General features: G+C 73.0%; 16 protein-coding genes. 11 read left to right on the forward strand and 5 right to left on the reverse strand.

Annotation, left to right across the window (positions count from 1 at the left end; all coding sequences use genetic code 11):
• Positions 1-103 precede the first annotated feature (103 nt).
• Positions 104-514, forward strand: coding sequence for a DUF7144 family membrane protein (locus F9B16_RS18350; RefSeq protein WP_151541306.1), 411 nt, complete (start codon positions 104-106; stop codon positions 512-514).
• Here the strand turns inward: F9B16_RS18350 and F9B16_RS18355 are convergent.
• Positions 483-2,981 (reverse strand): tetratricopeptide repeat protein, encoded by a 2,499-nt coding sequence (locus tag F9B16_RS18355; protein ID WP_225991734.1) that lies wholly within the window; start codon positions 2,979-2,981, stop codon positions 483-485. The two genes, F9B16_RS18350 and F9B16_RS18355, sit on opposite strands and share 32 nt — an antisense overlap.
• 189 nt (positions 2,982-3,170) lie before the next feature.
• On the opposite strand from F9B16_RS18355, the gene F9B16_RS18360 reads away from it, so the two are divergent.
• Both F9B16_RS18360 and F9B16_RS18365 read left to right on the forward strand, forming a co-directional pair.
• Complete coding sequence (locus F9B16_RS18360; protein ID WP_151541307.1) at positions 3,171-3,626, forward strand: carboxymuconolactone decarboxylase family protein; 456 nt, start codon at positions 3,171-3,173, stop codon at positions 3,624-3,626.
• Between the two features lie 133 nt (positions 3,627-3,759).
• Positions 3,760-4,119 carry a VOC family protein gene (locus tag F9B16_RS18365; RefSeq protein ID WP_151541308.1) on the forward strand — a complete coding sequence of 120 codons (360 nt, stop codon included), beginning with the start codon at positions 3,760-3,762 and terminating at the stop codon, positions 4,117-4,119.
• 43 nt (positions 4,120-4,162) lie between these two features.
• On the opposite strand, the gene F9B16_RS18370 is transcribed toward F9B16_RS18365, so the two are convergent.
• Complete coding sequence (locus F9B16_RS18370; RefSeq protein WP_151541309.1) at positions 4,163-5,365, reverse strand: RNA-guided endonuclease InsQ/TnpB family protein; 1,203 nt, start codon at positions 5,363-5,365, stop codon at positions 4,163-4,165.
• A 186-nt stretch (positions 5,366-5,551) separates the two neighbouring features.
• Between F9B16_RS18370 and F9B16_RS18375 the strand changes: the two genes are divergently transcribed.
• The 4 genes from F9B16_RS18375 (at position 5,552) to F9B16_RS18390 (ending at position 9,902) form a co-directional block, all read left to right on the forward strand.
• Positions 5,552-7,963: an ATP-binding cassette domain-containing protein gene (locus tag F9B16_RS18375; protein ID WP_151541310.1), complete on the forward strand. Its 2,412-nt coding sequence runs from the start codon at positions 5,552-5,554 to the stop codon at positions 7,961-7,963.
• Between the two features lie 89 nt (positions 7,964-8,052).
• Positions 8,053-8,499, forward strand: coding sequence for a helix-turn-helix transcriptional regulator (locus F9B16_RS18380; RefSeq protein WP_151541335.1), 447 nt, complete (start codon positions 8,053-8,055; stop codon positions 8,497-8,499).
• Between the two features lie 10 nt (positions 8,500-8,509).
• Positions 8,510-8,920, forward strand: a complete 411-nt coding sequence (locus tag F9B16_RS18385) for a VOC family protein (protein ID WP_151541311.1) — start codon at positions 8,510-8,512, stop codon at positions 8,918-8,920.
• Positions 8,921-9,098: 178 nt separating this feature from the next.
• On the forward strand, positions 9,099-9,902 hold the full coding sequence (locus F9B16_RS18390; protein ID WP_151541312.1) for an SAM-dependent methyltransferase: 804 nt from the start codon (positions 9,099-9,101) through the stop codon (positions 9,900-9,902).
• Here F9B16_RS18390 and F9B16_RS18395 read toward each other — a convergent pair.
• Positions 9,895-11,007 carry a glycosyltransferase gene (locus F9B16_RS18395; protein WP_225991735.1) on the reverse strand — a complete coding sequence of 371 codons (1,113 nt, stop codon included), beginning with the start codon at positions 11,005-11,007 and terminating at the stop codon, positions 9,895-9,897. The genes F9B16_RS18390 and F9B16_RS18395 overlap by 8 nt on opposite strands.
• Positions 11,008-11,079: 72 nt before the next feature.
• Between F9B16_RS18395 and F9B16_RS18400 the strand changes: the two genes are divergently transcribed.
• The 3 genes from F9B16_RS18400 (at position 11,080) to F9B16_RS18410 (ending at position 13,280) form a co-directional block, all read left to right on the forward strand.
• Positions 11,080-11,595, forward strand: coding sequence for a potassium channel family protein (locus tag F9B16_RS18400; RefSeq protein WP_151541314.1), 516 nt, complete (start codon positions 11,080-11,082; stop codon positions 11,593-11,595).
• A gap of 136 nt (positions 11,596-11,731) precedes the next feature.
• Positions 11,732-12,265 carry a 2,4'-dihydroxyacetophenone dioxygenase family protein gene (locus tag F9B16_RS18405; RefSeq protein ID WP_151541315.1) on the forward strand — a complete coding sequence of 178 codons (534 nt, stop codon included), beginning with the start codon at positions 11,732-11,734 and terminating at the stop codon, positions 12,263-12,265.
• A 64-nt stretch (positions 12,266-12,329) separates the two neighbouring features.
• A complete protein-coding gene (locus F9B16_RS18410) occupies positions 12,330-13,280 on the forward strand; it encodes a helix-turn-helix domain-containing protein (protein ID WP_151541316.1) in 951 nt (316 codons plus the stop codon).
• Positions 13,281-13,304: 24 nt separating this feature from the next.
• On the opposite strand, the gene F9B16_RS18415 is transcribed toward F9B16_RS18410, so the two are convergent.
• Positions 13,305-14,360, reverse strand: a complete 1,056-nt coding sequence (locus F9B16_RS18415) for a S1C family serine protease (protein WP_225991736.1) — start codon at positions 14,358-14,360, stop codon at positions 13,305-13,307.
• Positions 14,361-14,509: 149 nt separating this feature from the next.
• Between F9B16_RS18415 and F9B16_RS18420 the strand changes: the two genes are divergently transcribed.
• Complete coding sequence (locus F9B16_RS18420; protein ID WP_192808850.1) at positions 14,510-15,319, forward strand: class I SAM-dependent methyltransferase; 810 nt, start codon at positions 14,510-14,512, stop codon at positions 15,317-15,319.
• A gap of 22 nt (positions 15,320-15,341) precedes the next feature.
• Here F9B16_RS18420 and F9B16_RS18425 read toward each other — a convergent pair whose 3' ends face one another.
• Positions 15,342-15,734: a DUF2267 domain-containing protein gene (locus tag F9B16_RS18425; protein WP_151541319.1), complete on the reverse strand. Its 393-nt coding sequence runs from the start codon at positions 15,732-15,734 to the stop codon at positions 15,342-15,344.
• Between the last annotated feature and the right edge of the window lie 40 nt (positions 15,735-15,774).

Consider the following 15,774-nt stretch of genomic DNA (forward strand, 5'->3'; position numbering starts at 1 on the left):
CGCCCTGGCGCGGGCCAAAAGAACCCGGGACGCGGTTGCGGCCGGTCGGACAAGGGGGATCTTTCGGGCATCCGAGTCCGGCTTCGAGCAGGGGAGGCCCACGATGACCAGGATGGCGCACGGCTCGGCCCGGCACCTCCCGCAGACGTCCGGCTGGCTGACGTTCGCCGGCACCCTCGCCATGGTGATCGGCGCGTTCAACGTCATCGACGGGCTGGTCGGCCTGTTCAACGACGACTACTACCTCGTCGGCAGCAGCAAGATCATGGTGTTCGACTTCACCGCCTGGGGCTGGTTCTGGCTGATCCTCGGCGCCGTCCAGATCGCCGTCGGCGCGGGGATCATCGCCGGGCGGATGTGGGCGCGCGTCGTCGGGGTGCTGTTCGCCGTCCTCGCCGCGATCGGCCACATCGCGTTCCTGCGGGCGTTCCCGCTCTGGTCGGTGCTGACGATCGCGATGTCGATCCTGCTGATCTACGCGCTCACCGCGCCGCCGGCGCGGGCCCGGGGCTGAGGTCCCGCAGCACGGCCTCGGCCGCGGCGCGGTGCTCCGCCGCCGCGGCCGGGTCCGTGCCGTCGAGGACGGCGGCGATGCCCGCGTGGGCCAGCGCCTCCTCGTGCCGGTACCCGACCTCCGGGGCCAGCTCCAGCGCCCGCCGGTGCAGCCGCAGCGCCTCCTCGGGACGGCCCGCGAGCCGGCACGTCTCGCCGTAGCCGTTGAGGTAGTGGATCTTCCAGTGCTCCTCGAACAGCTCGTCGAGCAGCGCGAACGCCCGCCGGTGGGCGTCCAGCGCCTCCTCGTACCGGCCCATCCGGCGCAGCGCGACGCCGAGGCAGTTGAGGCACCACGCCTCGTTGTGCTTGTGGCCGTCGTCGCGCGCCATGTCCAGGGCCTCGTGCAGGTACCGGACGGCCTCGCCGGGCTCCTCGTGGGCGATGGCGACGCCGAGCGTGATCCGGGCCGTCAGCGCGGGCGGCCACGCGGGGTCGGAGTGCGGGACGTCCAGCGCCTTGCGGGCCAGCCGCGCCGCGTCCTCGCGGTGCCCGAGCTGGAGCAGCGCCCACGCCTCGTACGCGGTGGCGTGGGCGGCGCCCATCGGGCAGCCGGCCGCCTCGTACAGCCGCCCGGCCGTCCGGAACAGCTCGAGCGGCTCCTCGACGTGCCCCTCGTCCCACCTCAGGTAGCCGCGGCGGATCGTCAGCTCCGCCTGCGACAGGACGTCGCCCGCCGCCGACACCAGCGGCTCCGCCGCCTCGTACGCGGCGCCGGCCTCCGCCATCCGGCCCGCGTTGTACCGGGCGAAGCCGAGGTCGCTGTGCGCCTCGGCGAGCCAGAGCGGGTCGCCGAGCCGGCGCGCCGCGTCCACCGACCGCTCGAACAGGGCGTTGAGGTGCGTCGTCCCGCAGCGCCGCGCGAAGTACGCCCGCATGAAGCGCGGCAGCTCGCAGACGTGCGCGTCGGCGCCGGTAGCGACCGCGGCGTGGAACGCGGCCATCAGGTTCCCGTACTCGGCGCCGAACCAGGCGAGCGCGGCGCTCTTGCCGGCGAACCGCGGCACCTCGGCCGGCGCGGGTCCCGCGGAGGCCGCCCGGCTGCCCGCCGGGAACGGCATCGCCGCGTCGGCCGCCGCGGCGGCGTGCACGTAGTAGCCGAGGACCCGGGCCAGCGCCCGCTCCCGCTCCGCCGGCGGGACCTGCTCGGCGGCGGCCCGGCGCGCGTGCCGGCGCACCAGGTCGTGCAGCCGGTACCGGCCGGCCGCCGGCTGCTGGACGAGGGGCGCGTCGCCCAGGTCCTCCCGCAGGGCCCGGGCGGTGCGCGGCGGGACGTCCGCCAGCGCCGCCGCCACGTACTCGTCGAACGACGACCCGGGCAGCTCCCCCAGCAGCCGGAACAGCCGGCGCTGGGCCCGGTCGAGCTGCCGGACGGACATGGCGAACGCGGTGTCGAACTCGCCGGAGCCCTCCGCCATCCGCTCGACGAGGATCCCGACGGTCCAGCCCGGACGGTGCCGCAGCCGGGCCGCGGCGAGCCGCAGCGCGAGCGGCAGGTGCCCGCACAGCCGCAGCACCTCCGCCGCCGCCTCCGGCTCGCGCGCCAGCCGCCCGCCGGAGGCGGCCTCGCCGCTGGCGCGGGCCAGCAGCTCCGCGCTCTCCCACGGGCTCAGCACGTCCAGCGACACCGGCGGCACCTCGTCCAGGCCCAGCAGCCGGTTCCGGCTGGTGATCAGCGCGACGGACGGGCCCGCCCCGGGCAGCAGCGGCCGGACCTGCTCGGCGTCGGCGGCGTTGTCCAGGACGACGACGGCCCGCCGGCCCGCCAGCTCCGACCGCCAGCACGCCGCCAGCGGCTCGACGCCGCCCTCCTGCGGGACCTTCTCCGACGGGACGTCGAGCGCCGCGAGCAGCGCCCGCAGCGCGGTGTCGGGGTCGAGCGGCTCGCGGCCGTCGGTGAATCCGTGCAGGTCAAGGTAGAGCTGCGCGTCGGGGTGGCCGTCGGCGAGCCGGTACGCGGCATGCACCGCCAGGCACGTCTTGCCGACGCCCGCCATCCCGTCGACGGCCACGACCCGGCTGCCCGCCACGGCGTCGAGGACGGCGGCGAGCTCGTCCTCCCGCCCGGTGAAGTCGGGCACGTCGCGCGGCAGGTCGTTGCGGGGCGGGCGCGGGACGCCGGACGGCGGCGACGGCGGCTGCACCTGGCGGCTGGTCTTCGGCGGCGCGGGCAGCGGGTTCGACGCCCGCTCCCACAGCGGGCGCAGCGGCCGCGGGTCCCGCTTGACGAGCCGGCACAGCGCGAGCACCGCGGGCCACGGCGGGACGGTCTGCCCGCCGAGGTAGCGCGACAGCGACGACGAGCTGAGGCCGGTGTCGCGGGCGAGGGCCCGGACGCCGCGTCCGGACAGCTCCTGGAGCAGCCGCAGCCGGGCGGCGAGCTCGTCCTGCGGGTCGGTCCGCGCCGTCGTCCGCTGCTGCACGACCACCGTTCCCCGCCTCCTGTCCCACGCCGGCCGAAACGGTGCGGGCGCGCCCGCCGCTGGTCCAGGCCGTTTCGGCTGTCCCACGGTGTCCCATCGCCGTCGTCAAGGCAAGCCCGCCCGGCTGTGATGGTGCCACGCCCCGAACCGAGCGGGGCACCGGCCGCAAGGCCCCTGAAGAGGGAGAACACCGAGATGCAGTCCCGTATGCAGAACCCCGCCGTCATCCTGTCCGACGCCATGAAGCCGATCCAGGAGGTCTTCAAGGCGGTGCACTCCGGCGGGGTGGACGAGCAGACCCTGGAGCTGGTGCACCTGCGCGTCAGCCAGATCAACGGGTGCAGCGCGTGCGTCGACGCCGGCGCGAAGACGGCCCGGAAGGCGGGCGTGAGCGACGAGCGGCTCGCGCTGGTCGCCGCGTGGAGGGAGGCCCCGTACTTCAGCGACGAGGAGCGAGCCGCGCTGGAGCTGGCGGAGGCCGCGACGCGCCTCGCGGACCGTCCCGACGCGGTGAGCGACGAGGTCTGGGACACCGCCGCCACCTACTTCGACGAGAAGCAGCTGGCCGCGATCGTGCTGATGATCGGCGTCACCAACATGTTCAACCGGCTGAACGCCACCACCCGCCAGATCGCCGGCGCGTGGGGCTGAGCGGCGACATAACCGCAGGCAGGGCGGCTGACCAGACCGGTCAGGAATCGAGAAGCGCCGATGACCGGGCCGGAACTAGCGTGACCGGCAGGGCGTCCCGGACGGGGCGCCCGCCACGACCCAAGGAGCGATCATGAGCGAGTCTTCCACCCAGGGGATCAGGACGGTCCTGCACCCGGTGACCGACCTGGCCGCGGCCAAGGCCGTCTACACCGCACTGCTCGGCGTCTCCCCGACGGCCGACTCGGAGTACTACGTCGGCTTCGACGCCGAGGGCCAGCACATCGGGCTGGTGCCGGCGGGCGGGCCGCAGCAGATGGACTCCCCCGTCGCGTACTGGCACGTCCCGGACATCGAGGCGAAGCTCGCCGAGGTGACGGCGGCGGGCGCGGCGCTCAAGGAGGCCGCGCGCGACGTCGGCGGCGGCCGCCTGGTCGCCACGTTCACCGACCCCGACGGCAACGTCCTCGGGCTGATCCAGGACAAGAGCTGATCCAGGACAATTGACTTCCTTCTTCCCTTAAGGGAGGAGATCCCTACGGCTCGCGCTGTGGGTGTTTCTGCTTCGCAGCCGACTGCGGAAGGGGGGACCCTTGCCGTCTGACATCAGCTCCACAGACATCGCCAGGGGTGCCCCCGGCTACGGCTCGACCAGCCGCAAGGATGTTCTTGGCCGCGTTGACGTCCCGGTCGTGCCGGGTGCGGCAGCCCGGACACGTCCACGCCTGGGTGGAAAGGCTCAACTCGGCCAGCAGGTGCCCGCAGTGCGAGCAGGTCTTGGACGAGGGGTACCAGCGATCGATCACCACCAGAGTGCGCCCGGCCCGCTCGCATTTGTACTCCAACTGCCGCCGGAACTCGCCCCATCCGCAGTCGGAAATGGTGCGGGCGAGGATGCGGTTGCGGACCATGTTGGCGACCGCGAGGTCCTCGACCACGATCACGTCCGCCTTTTTGACGAGGCTAGTGCTGGTGCGGTGCAGGAAGTCGGCGCGGGCGTTGCGGACCTTGCGGTGAGCGCGGGCAACCTTGGCCTTGGCCTTGCTGCGATTGACCGAACCAGGCCGTTTACGGGCCATGCGTCGCTGGTATCGCGCAAGGTTGCGCTGCTTCTTCTCCAGATGGCGGGGGTTGGCGATGCGGTCCCCGTCGGAGGTCACCGCGAAGTCCTTGACCCCCAGGTCGACGCCGATCTGATGCCCGGCGGCATCCATGGGGGCGGGGGCTTGGGCATCGACGGCGAAGGTGACGTACCAGCGGTCGTCAGGCTCCCTCGAGATCACCACCATCGTCGGTTCCAGTGCCGCCAGGTCCACCTCATCAAAGGACCACACGAACGCCAGCGGGGCGGTGGTCTTCGCCATCCACAATTCACCCTTGCGCATCCGGAACGCCGAGCGCGTGTAGTGCGCGGACTGGCGGGAGTTTCGGGTCTTGAAGCGGGGGTAGCGGGCGCGTCCGGCGAAAAAGTTGGCGAACGCGGCGTGCTGGTGCCGCAGCGCCTGCTGCAATGGAACGGAGGAGACCTCGGAGAGGAACGCCAACTCTCCGGTCTTCTTCCAGCCGGTGAGCGCGGCGTCGGTCTGCTTGTAGGAGGTGCGCTTCCCCTCAGACTGCCAAGCGCGATGCCGTTCGGCGAGCGTCAGGTTCCACACCAGGCGCACGCAGCCGAATGTGCGCCCGAAGAGGGCAGCCTGCACCGGGTCGGGATAGGCCCGGCACTTGTACGCCGTCCGCATGGCCATGACGTTACACAACGACCGAATGCATGTAAGGGCTTTCGGATGCCAGGGGCAGCAGGTACCGGGCGGTACCTGGCGGAGGCCGAACTCCTCTCCGGGAGCGAACCGGACATACTGTCGGACTGAGCAGGCCACGCCGACGCGGCCCGCCCGTTCCGGGCCCGCCGACCCGATGGAGAGACCATGAGCACGACCACCAGCGCGGACGAGCCGGACGCGCGGCCCGTCACGCCGCACGACGCGCCGCACGTCGCCGACAGCCACGAGCTGATCCGCGTCCACGGCGCCCGAGAGAACAACCTCAAGGACGTCGGCATCGAGATCCCGAAGCGCCGGCTGACGGTGTTCACCGGCGTCTCCGGCTCCGGCAAGACCTCGCTGGTGTTCAACACGATCGCCGCCGAGTCGCAGCGGATGATCAACGAGACGTACAGCACCTTCGTGCAGGGCTTCATGCCGGCGCAGGCGCGGCCGGACGTCGACGTCCTGGAGGGGCTGACGACGGCGATCATCGTCGACCAGCAGCGGATGGGCGCCGACCCGCGCTCGACGGTCGGCACCGCCACCGACGCGCACGCGATGCTGCGGATCCTGTTCAGCCGGCTCGGCCGGCCGCACATCGGCTCGCCGCAGGCGTTCTCCTTCAACGTCGCGTCGATCAGCGGCGGCGGCGCCGTGAAGTACGAGCGCGGCGGCAAGACGGTGAAGGAGCGGCGCAGCTTCACGATCACCGGCGGGATGTGCCCGCGCTGCGAGGGCCGCGGCACGGTCTCCGACATCGACCTCACCGAGCTGTACGACGCGGACAAGTCGCTGAACGAGGGCGCGCTCAAGATCCCCGGCTACAGCATGGACGGCTGGTACGGGCGGATCTTCCGCGGCTGCGGCTACTTCGACCCGGACAAGCCGATCCGCAAGTACACCAAGAAGGAGCTGGACGACCTCCTCCACCGGGAGCCGACGAAGATCAAGGTGGACGGGATCAACCTGACCTACGAGGGCCTGATCCCGCGGATCCAGAAGTCGATGCTGTCCAAGGACGTCGACTCGCTGCAGCCGCATGTCCGGGCGTTCGTGACGCGCGCGACCACGTTCACGGTCTGCCCGGACTGCGACGGCACCCGGCTCACCGAGGCGGCCCGGTCGTCCAAGATCGACGGGATCAGCATCGCCGACGCGTGCGCGATGCAGATCAGCGACCTGGCCGCCTGGGTCCGCGGGCTGGACGAGCCGTCCGTCGCGCCGCTGCTCGCCAAGCTCGCGCACACGCTCGACTCGTTCGTGGAGATCGGGCTCGGCTACCTGTCCCTGGAGCGGCCGTCGGGGACGCTGTCGGGCGGCGAGGCGCAGCGCGTCAAGATGATCCGGCACCTCGGCTCGTCGCTCACCGACGTCACCTACGTCTTCGACGAGCCGACGATCGGCCTGCACCCGCACGACATCCAGCGGATGAACGGCCTGCTGCTGCGGCTGCGCGATAAGGGCAACACCGTCCTCGTCGTGGAGCACAAGCCGGAGGCGATCGCGATCGCCGACCACGTCGTCGACCTCGGCCCCGGCGCCGGGACGAACGGCGGGACCGTGTGCTTCGAGGGCACCGTCGAGGGGCTGCGCGCCTCCGGCACCGTCACCGGCCGCCACCTCGACGACCGGGCCGCGCTCAAGAAGGCGGTGCGCGAGCCGACCGGGAAGCTGGAGATCCGCGGCGCTTCCACGCACAACCTCCAGGACGTGGACGTCGACATCCCGCTCGGGGTGCTCACCGTCGTCACGGGCGTCGCCGGGTCCGGGAAGAGCTCGCTCGTGCACGGGTCGATCCCGGCGGGCGCGGGCGTCGTGGCGATCGACCAGGGTGCGATCCGCGGCTCGCGGCGCAGCAACCCGGCGACCTACACCGGCCTGCTCGACCCGATCCGCAAGGCGTTCGCGAAGGCGAACGGCGTGAAGCCCGCGCTGTTCAGCGCGAACTCCGAGGGCGCCTGCCCCGCCTGCAACGGCGCCGGCGTCGTCTACACCGACCTCGCGATGATGGCCGGGGTCGCGGTGACCTGCGAGGAGTGCGAGGGCAGGCGGTTCCAGGAGGCGGTGCTGGACTACCGCCTGGGCGGCCGGAACATCGCCGAGGTCCTCGCGATGCCGGTCGCGGAGGCCGAGGAGTTCTTCGGCGACGGCGAGGCGCGGCTGCCCGCCGCGCACAAGATCCTCCGGCGGCTCGCCGACGTCGGGCTCGGCTACCTCGGCATCGGGCAGCCGCTCACCACCCTGTCCGGCGGCGAGCGGCAGCGGCTCAAGCTCGCCACCCACATGGGCGAGGACGGCGGCGTGTACGTCCTCGACGAGCCGACCGCGGGCCTGCACCTCGCCGACGTCGAGCAGCTGCTCGGCCTGCTGGACCGGCTCGTCGACGCCGGCAAGTCCGTGATCGTCATCGAGCACCACCAGGCCGTGATGGCGCACGCCGACTGGATCATCGACCTCGGTCCCGGCGCCGGCCACGACGGCGGGCGGGTCGTGTTCGAGGGGACGCCCGCCGACCTCGTCGCCGCCCGCTCCACCCTCACCGGGGAGCACCTCGCGGCCTACGTCGGCGGCTGACCGCCGTGGCCCTCGCGGACGTCCTGGCCCGGCTGCGCCGCCGGGCGGGACGCCGCGAGGATGTCACCGGCGCCGCGTACGATCCGGATGTGGCCCGCAAACCCGCCTCCGAGCAGCGCCTTCTCGACCTGGCGCGGCTCCGGCGCGTCCGCGACCGGATCGACCGGGAATACGCGCGGCCGCTCGACGTCGAGGCGCTCGCCCGCGGCGTGAACATGTCGGCCGGGCACCTCAGCCGCGAGTTCCGCGCCGCCTACGGCGAGTCGCCGTACTCCTACCTGATGACGCGGCGCATCGAGCGGGCGATGGCGCTGCTGCGGCGCGGCGACCTCACCGTCACCGAGGTGTGCTTCGAGGTCGGCTGCTCGTCGCTCGGCACGTTCAGCACCCGGTTCGCCGAGCTCGTCGGGATGCCGCCGAGCGCCTACCGGCAGCGGGCCGCGGAGGCGCCGGGCGAGCTGCCGTCGTGCGTGGCGAAGCAGGTGACGCGGCCGGTGCGGGGCCGTTCACCGGGTCCCGGCGGCCCGCCGGGTTAGCCTGGCCCGCATGGACATCGCCATCCATTCGACGTTCCTCCCGCACGAGGACCCGGAGGCGTCGCTCGCGTTCTACCGCGACGTCCTCGGTTTCGAGGTCCGGCTGGACGTCGGCAGCGGGCGGATGCGCTGGATCACGGTCGGGCCGCCCGGCGGGGCGGGCACGGCCATCGTCCTGCACCCGCCGGCCGCCGACCCCGGCGTCACCGAGGACGAGCGCCGCACCATCGCCGAGATGATGGCCAAGGGCACCTATGCCATGATCCAGCTGGCCACGCCCGACCTCGACGGCGCCTTCAAGCGGCTGCAGGCGGGGAACGCCGACATCGTCCAGGAGCCGGCCGAGCAGCCGTACGGCGTCCGGGACTGCGCCGTCCGCGACCCCGCCGGCAACCTGATCCGCATCCAGCAGACCCGCTGACCCGCGGGCACATCCGCCCGGACCGCGGCGTCGACGAGCGCGCCGAACTGTGGCGCCGCCTGGTCGAGTTCTAGCCTTTTCCAGGAAAGGCGCGGGGCGGGCGGGTGCGCGCTGAACGTCCAGGTTCGGCGCGGGTGCGGTAATTTGGGGCGGAATCCCCGAGCGAAGGGCGTCGTTCATGGCAGCGGACGAGCCGGTCATCGACACGAGCGTTCCGCATTCGGCGCGCGTCTGGAACTACTGGCTGGGCGGCAAGGACAATTATCCGGTCGACCGGGAGGTCGGCGAGCAGGTCCGCCGGGTGTATCCGGGAATCGTGGACGTGGCGCGCCACTCGCGGGCGTTCCTCGGCCGCGCGGTGCGGTATCTGGCGGGCGAGGCGGGCGTCGAGCAGTTCCTCGACATCGGCACCGGGCTCCCGACGGTCGACAACACGCACGAGGTCGCGCAGCGGGTCAATCCCGGCTCCCGGATCGTCTACGTGGACAACGACCCGCTCGTGCTGACGCATGCCCGTGCCCTGCTCAGCAGCACCCCGGAGGGCGCGTGCGACTACATCAGCGCGGACGTCCGGGAGCCGGACGCCATTCTCGAACGGGCCGCCGCCACGCTGGACTTCGGCCGTCCGGTCGCGCTGATGATGCTCGGCATTCTCGGGAACGTGTGGGACGACGCGGAGGCGAAGGACATCCGCGACCGGCTGGTCGGGGCGCTGGCGCCGGGCAGTTTCCTCGTTCTGGAGGACGGCACCGACAAGGTGGATCCGGAGGCGGCGGCGCAGGCGGAGCAGACCCGCGCGGAGGCGGGCGACCCTTACAAGCTGCGGTCTCCGGAGCAGATCGCGGGTTATTTCGACGGCCTGGAACTGCTCGATCCAGGTGTGGTGTCGGTGTCGCAATGGCGTCCCGAACCCAATCCGTGGGGCAACCCGCCCGAGGTGACGGCCTTCTGCGGCGTCGCGAGGAAACCGTCCCTCACCTGACGCGGCCTTTCCACGCTCCGCCGCGGCCTTTCCAATGGAGGCGGGCGGAGTCGACGGTCATCGCGGCGTACATGAGCGCAATGAGCGGCAGCCCCGGCGCCCGGAATGGGGACAGTCCGTAAAAGCGCAGCATCGGAATGTAGGTGGCGGTCATCAATGCCCAGGCGAGGGCGCCCGCGACGGCGGGCAGCGGGCTGAGGGCCGCCAGGCCCGCGAGCGCCGCGGCGGGCGGGACGGCGTAGACCAGCAGCAGCCCGAGGACGGTGCCGGCCAGCAGCGCGGGCGAGTAGCGGAGCTGGTGGTAGGCGCTGCGGGCGATCATGGCCCAGAGGTCGCGGAGGTGCGGGTAGGGGCGGCGGCTGACGACGTCCCGGTCGAGGTCGAGCCGGCAGCGGGCCCCGGCGCGCTTGAGCAGCCGGCCGAGCGCGACGTCGTCGATCAGCGCGTCGTGGATGGCGGCGAGCCCGCCCGCCGCCTCCAGGGTCGCGCGCCGGACCAGCATGCAGCCGCCGGCCGCGGCGGCGGTGCGCCTCCCCCGCGCGACCCGGCGGAACGGGTAGAGCTGCGCGAAGAAGTACACGAACGCCGGGACGATCCGCCGCTCCCAGGCGGTGGCGGTGCTGAGGGTCGCCATCCGGGAGACGAGGTCGCGGTCGTGCGCGGCGCGGACGAGCCGGGCCAGCGTGCCGGGCGCGTAGGCGATGTCGGCGTCGGTGAACAGGTAAAGGTCGGGCTCGCCGGCGGCGCGGACGCCCTCGGACATCGCCCACACCTTGCCCGCCCACCCGGCGGGCCGCTCGCGGGCCCGGACGACCCGGGACGCGCCGAGCGCGGCGGCGGTCTCGGCGGTGCCGTCGGTGCTGGCGTCGTCCACGACCACGACGTCGAAGCGGCCGGGGTAGCGCTGCGCGAGAACGGTCGGGAGCGTGCCGGGCAGGACGGCGGCCTCGTCGCGGGCCGGGATCACGGCCGTGACGTGCGGCCACGCGGGCGGGTCGGCGCCGTCCGGCAGGCCGGTCCGGGTGCGCCAGAAGCCGCCGTGCGCGGCCGCGAGGTACAGCCAGGCCGCGAGGGAGAGCAGGGCCAGGACGCCCAGGATCAGCACGTCCGGCAGCCTCGCATCCGCCGGTGGTGATCGTCCAGCATCACGGAGGGTGAACGCGGGCATCCACAGGGTGTGGACGCTCCCTCGCGCCGCCCGCTCGTCCGGACGATCGCGCGCATGCTGGTGACCTCGGCGTGCGCGCTGACGCTGTACGCGGTGGCGCCGCTGGACGTGCGGTTCGGGCCCGCGACCGCGCTGGCGCTGCTCGGGGCGCTGGCGGCGCTGGGCGTGCTCGTCGGCTGGCAGGCGCGGGCGATCGTGTGCTCGCCGTCGCCGTGGCTGCGCGCCGTGGAGACGCTGGTGACGTCCCTCTTGCTGTTCCTGGTGGTGTTCGCGTCGGCGTACCGGCTGATGGACAGCGACGGTCCGGGGCACTTCTCCGAGCGGCTGTCGAAGGTGGACTCGATGTACTTCACCGTGACGGTGTTCTCCTCGGTCGGCTTCGGCGACATCGTGCCCGTGTCGACGGCGGCGCGGATCCTGGCGACCGTGCAGATGCTCGGCGACCTGGTGTTCCTCGGGGTCGTCGGGCGGGTGCTGCTGGAGGCGGCGCGCAGGGGCGCGGAGCGCCGCGGCCGCCGCCGGTAGCCGGCCCCGGGGCGCGCGCCCGGCGCGTGTCCGGGATGTGCAAACGGCGAGGTCCGGCAGGGGAAAGACGGGGACGGCCCTTCCGGGGTTCACTCGCGGTCACGAACGCGACCACGAGCAGGAAGGGGCCGTCCCGATGCCGGAAGCAGCCGGTTCCGAGTTCTGGAAGAACCTGAAGCCGATCGAGAACTCGCAGAAGCCCGACGCGCTGCCGGAGGTGTACCTGCCGAAGGTCGCCACCGACGACGACCGCTACTACGTGCCGTTCACCGAGACGGTCGGGTCGCGGCCCCTGTGGATCAACGTCAAGGACAACACCTGGTCGGACGTCCTGCGGGCGAAGCAGGCCGGGCTCGTCAACCGGCACTACCACCCGCACGAGGTGTTCGCCTACACGATCTCCGGCAAGTGGGGGTACCTGGAGCGGCCGTGGACGGCGACGGCCGGTGATTTCATCTACGAGGCGCCGGGCGAAGGGCACACGCTGGTCGCCTACGAGTCCGGGGAGCCGATGAAGACGCTGTTCATCGTCAAGGGCCCGCTCGTCTGGCTGGACGAGAACGGCGACCCGGACGGCTTCTTCGACGTCCACGACTACATCGACATGTGCCGCGCCCACTACGAGAAGGTCGGCCTGGGCGCGGACTATGTGAACTCGCTGTTCCGCTGACCAGCGGCCACCGGCATAGGCTCCGGAAGCAGGACAGACTTCCTGCGATCGGGAGGAGCCCGCCATGCCGGCCGCCGACCTCATGATCTCCACCGCGAGCACGGAGGACGTCGCGCCGCGCGAGCGGATCGGGTTCTGGGAGGACTACAACCGGCGCGCGCTGGTCGGGCTGTCCTGCACGTCCTACTCCGAGCGGGGGCTGGTCGCGCGGCAGGCGAACTACCGGCTGGGGGACGTCCGGCTGGCCGACATCAGCGGGAACGCGCACGCGATCGAGCGGACGCCGCAGGTCGCGCGGTCCGCGCCGAAGGACTCGGTGTTCCTGTCGCTGCTGGTGAAGGGCGAGGCGGTGTTCCTGCACGAGCACGGCTGCCTCGCCGCGACGGCCGGCGACCTGGTCGTCTACGACACGCGGCGGCCGTACCTGTTCGGGTTCTCCTCGGCCATGCGGCAGTTCCTGGTGGACGTGCCGCGCGAGCTGTTCGTCCGCGAGTGCATGGCGGGCGGGGTGCCCGCGCCGATGCTGTTCGGGCGCGGGACGGCGCGCGAGGGCGAGCTGGTCGTGGCGCTGCGGTCGCTGCTGGAGGCGCCGCGGCCCGACGATCCGGCGCTGACGGGCGGCGCGGTCCTCGGCGTGCTGCGGATGCTCGCGGACGGGCGGTCCGGCGGGCGGCCCGCGCCCGCGGCCCACCGGAGCCGGCTGATCATCGCCGGGGACTACATCGAGCGGCACCTGCACGACGCGTCGCTGGCGCCCGCGGAGGTCGCGCGGGTGATGGGCGTGTCCGTCCGGCACCTCGGCCGGATCTTCGAGGCCGCGGGGACGACACCGTCCCGGCACATCCTGGAGCGCCGCCTCCAGCGCGCGCACGAGGACCTGACCGGCGGCGGGGCGGCGCGGACGACGATCGCCGACGTCGCGCACCGCTGGGGCTTCTCCAGCCAGGCGCATTTCGCGCGGCGTTTCCGCGCCCGCTTCGGGATCACGCCGTCCGAGGCCCGCGCGGGCCGCTGAACGCCGCCGCCGGCCCCGGATAGGTCAGCCGCCGGGCAGCTCGCCGAGCTTGACCTGGACGTCCTTCTTCGACCCGTTCGGCTGCTCGATCTGCACCTTCACGGTCTGGCCCGGCTTCAGGCCCGCGAGGACGGCGGCGAGGGCGGTCTGGTCGGGCGTCGCGGTGCCGTTCACCGAGAGGATCAGGTCGCCGGCCTTGATCCCGGCCTTGTCGGCGCCGGCGCCCTTCGTCACGTCCACCACGGCGACCGCGGTCTGCTCGCCGCTGTTCGGGTCGACGATCGTGCGGACGGTCGCGCCGATCGCGGCCCGCCCGGACTGCGACACCTTCCCGCTCCGGATCAGCTGCGGGACGATCTTCTGCACGGTGGCGCTCGGCGCGGCGAACCCGATGCCCGCGGCGGCCCCGCCGATCTGCGGGTCGGACGCGGCGGCGGTCGGGATGCCGATGACCTGCCCCTCCAGCGTGACGAGCGCGCCGCCGCTGTTGCCGGGGTTGATGGGCGCGCTGGTCTGGATGGCGTCGCCGATCGTCGCGCCGGGGAACGCGCCCTCCTGCTTGGTGGACACGGTCCGGTTCAGCGCGGACACGATCCCGTTCGTCACGCTGCCGGCGAGGCCAAGCGGGTTGCCCATCGCCAGCACGATCTGCCCGACCTTGGCCTGCGTGGAGTCCCCGAACGCGGCGGGGCGCAGGTTCCCGCCGCTCGCCCTCACCACCGCCAGGTCGTCGGCGACGAACGAGCCGACGAGGTTCGCCTTCAACGGGCTGCCGCCGCTCGACGCCGTCACCCGGATCTGCTTCGCGCCCGCGACGACGTGCGCGTTGGTGACGATGTCGCCCTTGTCGTCGTAGACGACGCCGGACCCCTCGCCCTGGTCGGTCTCGATCTTCACGACCGAGGGCAGCACGGCCGCGACGACCTGCTCGTACTGCTGCTGGAGCTGCGACGCGCCGCCGGTCGGCGAGGGCGCCGCCGCGGCCGTCCGCGCCTTCCCCCCGCCTCCTCCGCCGCAGCCCGCCAGCAGCAGCGCCGTGCCCGCCAGGGCCCCCGCGAAGATCCTCACGTTCCGGTCCACCAGAACTCCCCCCTCCGCGTCCGGTCCTTCCCTTTTCCGGCGAGAAGGCACCCCCGACCTGCGCGGACGTGATCGCATTTCGGCAGCCCTTGTCCGCTATGCCAGGAATGTCGGACGATCAAGGTCGCCACCGAGGGGAGATCGGGACCATGCGCGACGACATCGGCGGGGTCGACACCGGGGCCGGCGGCACCTGGGCCAGCGGCGACTACGCCCGCGTCGGCAACCGCTGGCTGCTGGTCGGCGAGCTGCTCTGCGAGACGGCCGGGATCCGCCCCGGCGAGCGCGTCATCGACGTCGCCACCGGCACCGGCAACACCGCCCTCGCCGCCGCCCGCCGGTTCGCCGACGTGACGGGCGTCGACTACGTCCCCGCGCTGCTGGAGCACGCCCGGGCCCGCGCCGCCGCCGAAGGCCTGGACGTGCGGTTCGAGCACGGCGACGCGCTGGAGCTCGCGCACCCCGACGGCGCGTTCGACGTCGCGGTGTCGACGTTCGGCGTCCAGTACGTCCCGGACCAGGAGCGGGCGGCGGCCGAGCTGCTGCGGGTCGTCCGGCCCGGCGGCCGGATCGCGCTCGCGAGCTGGGCGCCGGACGGCTACCTCGGCGAGCTGCTCCGCCTCGTCGGCCGGTACACCGCCGGGGCGTCCGGGGACGCCGCGCCGACCCGCTGGGGCACCGCCAAGCACCTGGAGCGGCTGCTCGGCCCGCACGCGTCCAGCCTGGAGTGCGCCGAGCGGCAGTGGCGGTTCCGGTTCCGCTCCCCCGCCGACATGATCGGCTACTTCCGGGCGTACTTCGGCCCGCTGACCGTCGCGTTCGACGTCCTCGACGACGCGGGCCGGGAGGCGCTGACCGCCGACCTCACCCGGCACATCGAGGCCGCCGGTGCCGCGCCCGGCGGCACCGTCGAGGTCCCCTCCACCTACCTGGAGGCGGTCGCCGTCCTCGCCTCCTGAGCCGGGTGCCCGGCCACCGGGGTCAGTCCGCGAGCTCGTTCTTGCCGAAGAACGGCGCGTACCCGGACGGGAGCTGGCTCAGCAGGTGGTTCAGCTCGCCCCCGGAGACGGTGCCCGCGAGCGTGCTGAGCACGGCGTCGGCGTCCCATTCGGCGGTCCGCTCGGTGGCGCCGGTCATCCCCGCGACCCGGCGGCAGAACTCCGCCGACCCGTACGACTCGGCCCGCGCGGAGTCGCGGTCGCGCATCAGCTCGTCCAGCGGCTCGGGGAGCTGCGCCGCCAGGTGGTCCGCGCCCTCCTCGGTGAGCCGGTCCCGCAGGACGCTCAGCACCGCCTCGGTGACGCGCTCGGCCTCCTCGCGGCCGCTGTAGTCCCCGTTGTCGCGGACCGTCGCGATGAACTGCCCGTACTTCATGGTCTGTCCCCTCTCCGCACGTGTCTGCGTCCGGTCCTCT

This window comes from Actinomadura montaniterrae, from assembly GCF_008923365.1.
GTDB lineage: Bacteria > Actinomycetota > Actinomycetes > Streptosporangiales > Streptosporangiaceae > Spirillospora > Spirillospora montaniterrae.

Excerpts from the sequence above, each read along its gene's own strand:
- F9B16_RS18385 (WP_151541311.1), top strand. The coding sequence starts at position 8,510 with ATGGACATCGCCATCCATTCGACGTTCCTCCCGCACGAGGACCCGGAG.
- F9B16_RS18350 (WP_151541306.1), top strand. The coding sequence starts at position 104 with ATGACCAGGATGGCGCACGGCTCGGCCCGGCACCTCCCGCAGACGTCC.
- F9B16_RS18375 (WP_151541310.1), top strand. The coding sequence starts at position 5,552 with ATGAGCACGACCACCAGCGCGGACGAGCCGGACGCGCGGCCCGTCACG.
- F9B16_RS18365 (WP_151541308.1), top strand. The coding sequence starts at position 3,760 with ATGAGCGAGTCTTCCACCCAGGGGATCAGGACGGTCCTGCACCCGGTG.
- F9B16_RS18390 (WP_151541312.1), top strand. The coding sequence starts at position 9,099 with ATGGCAGCGGACGAGCCGGTCATCGACACGAGCGTTCCGCATTCGGCG.
- F9B16_RS18405 (WP_151541315.1), top strand. The coding sequence starts at position 11,732 with ATGCCGGAAGCAGCCGGTTCCGAGTTCTGGAAGAACCTGAAGCCGATC.
- F9B16_RS18420 (WP_192808850.1), top strand. The coding sequence starts at position 14,510 with ATGCGCGACGACATCGGCGGGGTCGACACCGGGGCCGGCGGCACCTGG.
- F9B16_RS18360 (WP_151541307.1), top strand. The coding sequence starts at position 3,171 with ATGCAGTCCCGTATGCAGAACCCCGCCGTCATCCTGTCCGACGCCATG.
- F9B16_RS18425 (WP_151541319.1), bottom strand. The coding sequence starts at position 15,734 with ATGAAGTACGGGCAGTTCATCGCGACGGTCCGCGACAACGGGGACTAC.
- F9B16_RS18410 (WP_151541316.1), top strand. The coding sequence starts at position 12,330 with ATGCCGGCCGCCGACCTCATGATCTCCACCGCGAGCACGGAGGACGTC.
- F9B16_RS18370 (WP_151541309.1), bottom strand. The coding sequence starts at position 5,365 with ATGCGGACGGCGTACAAGTGCCGGGCCTATCCCGACCCGGTGCAGGCT.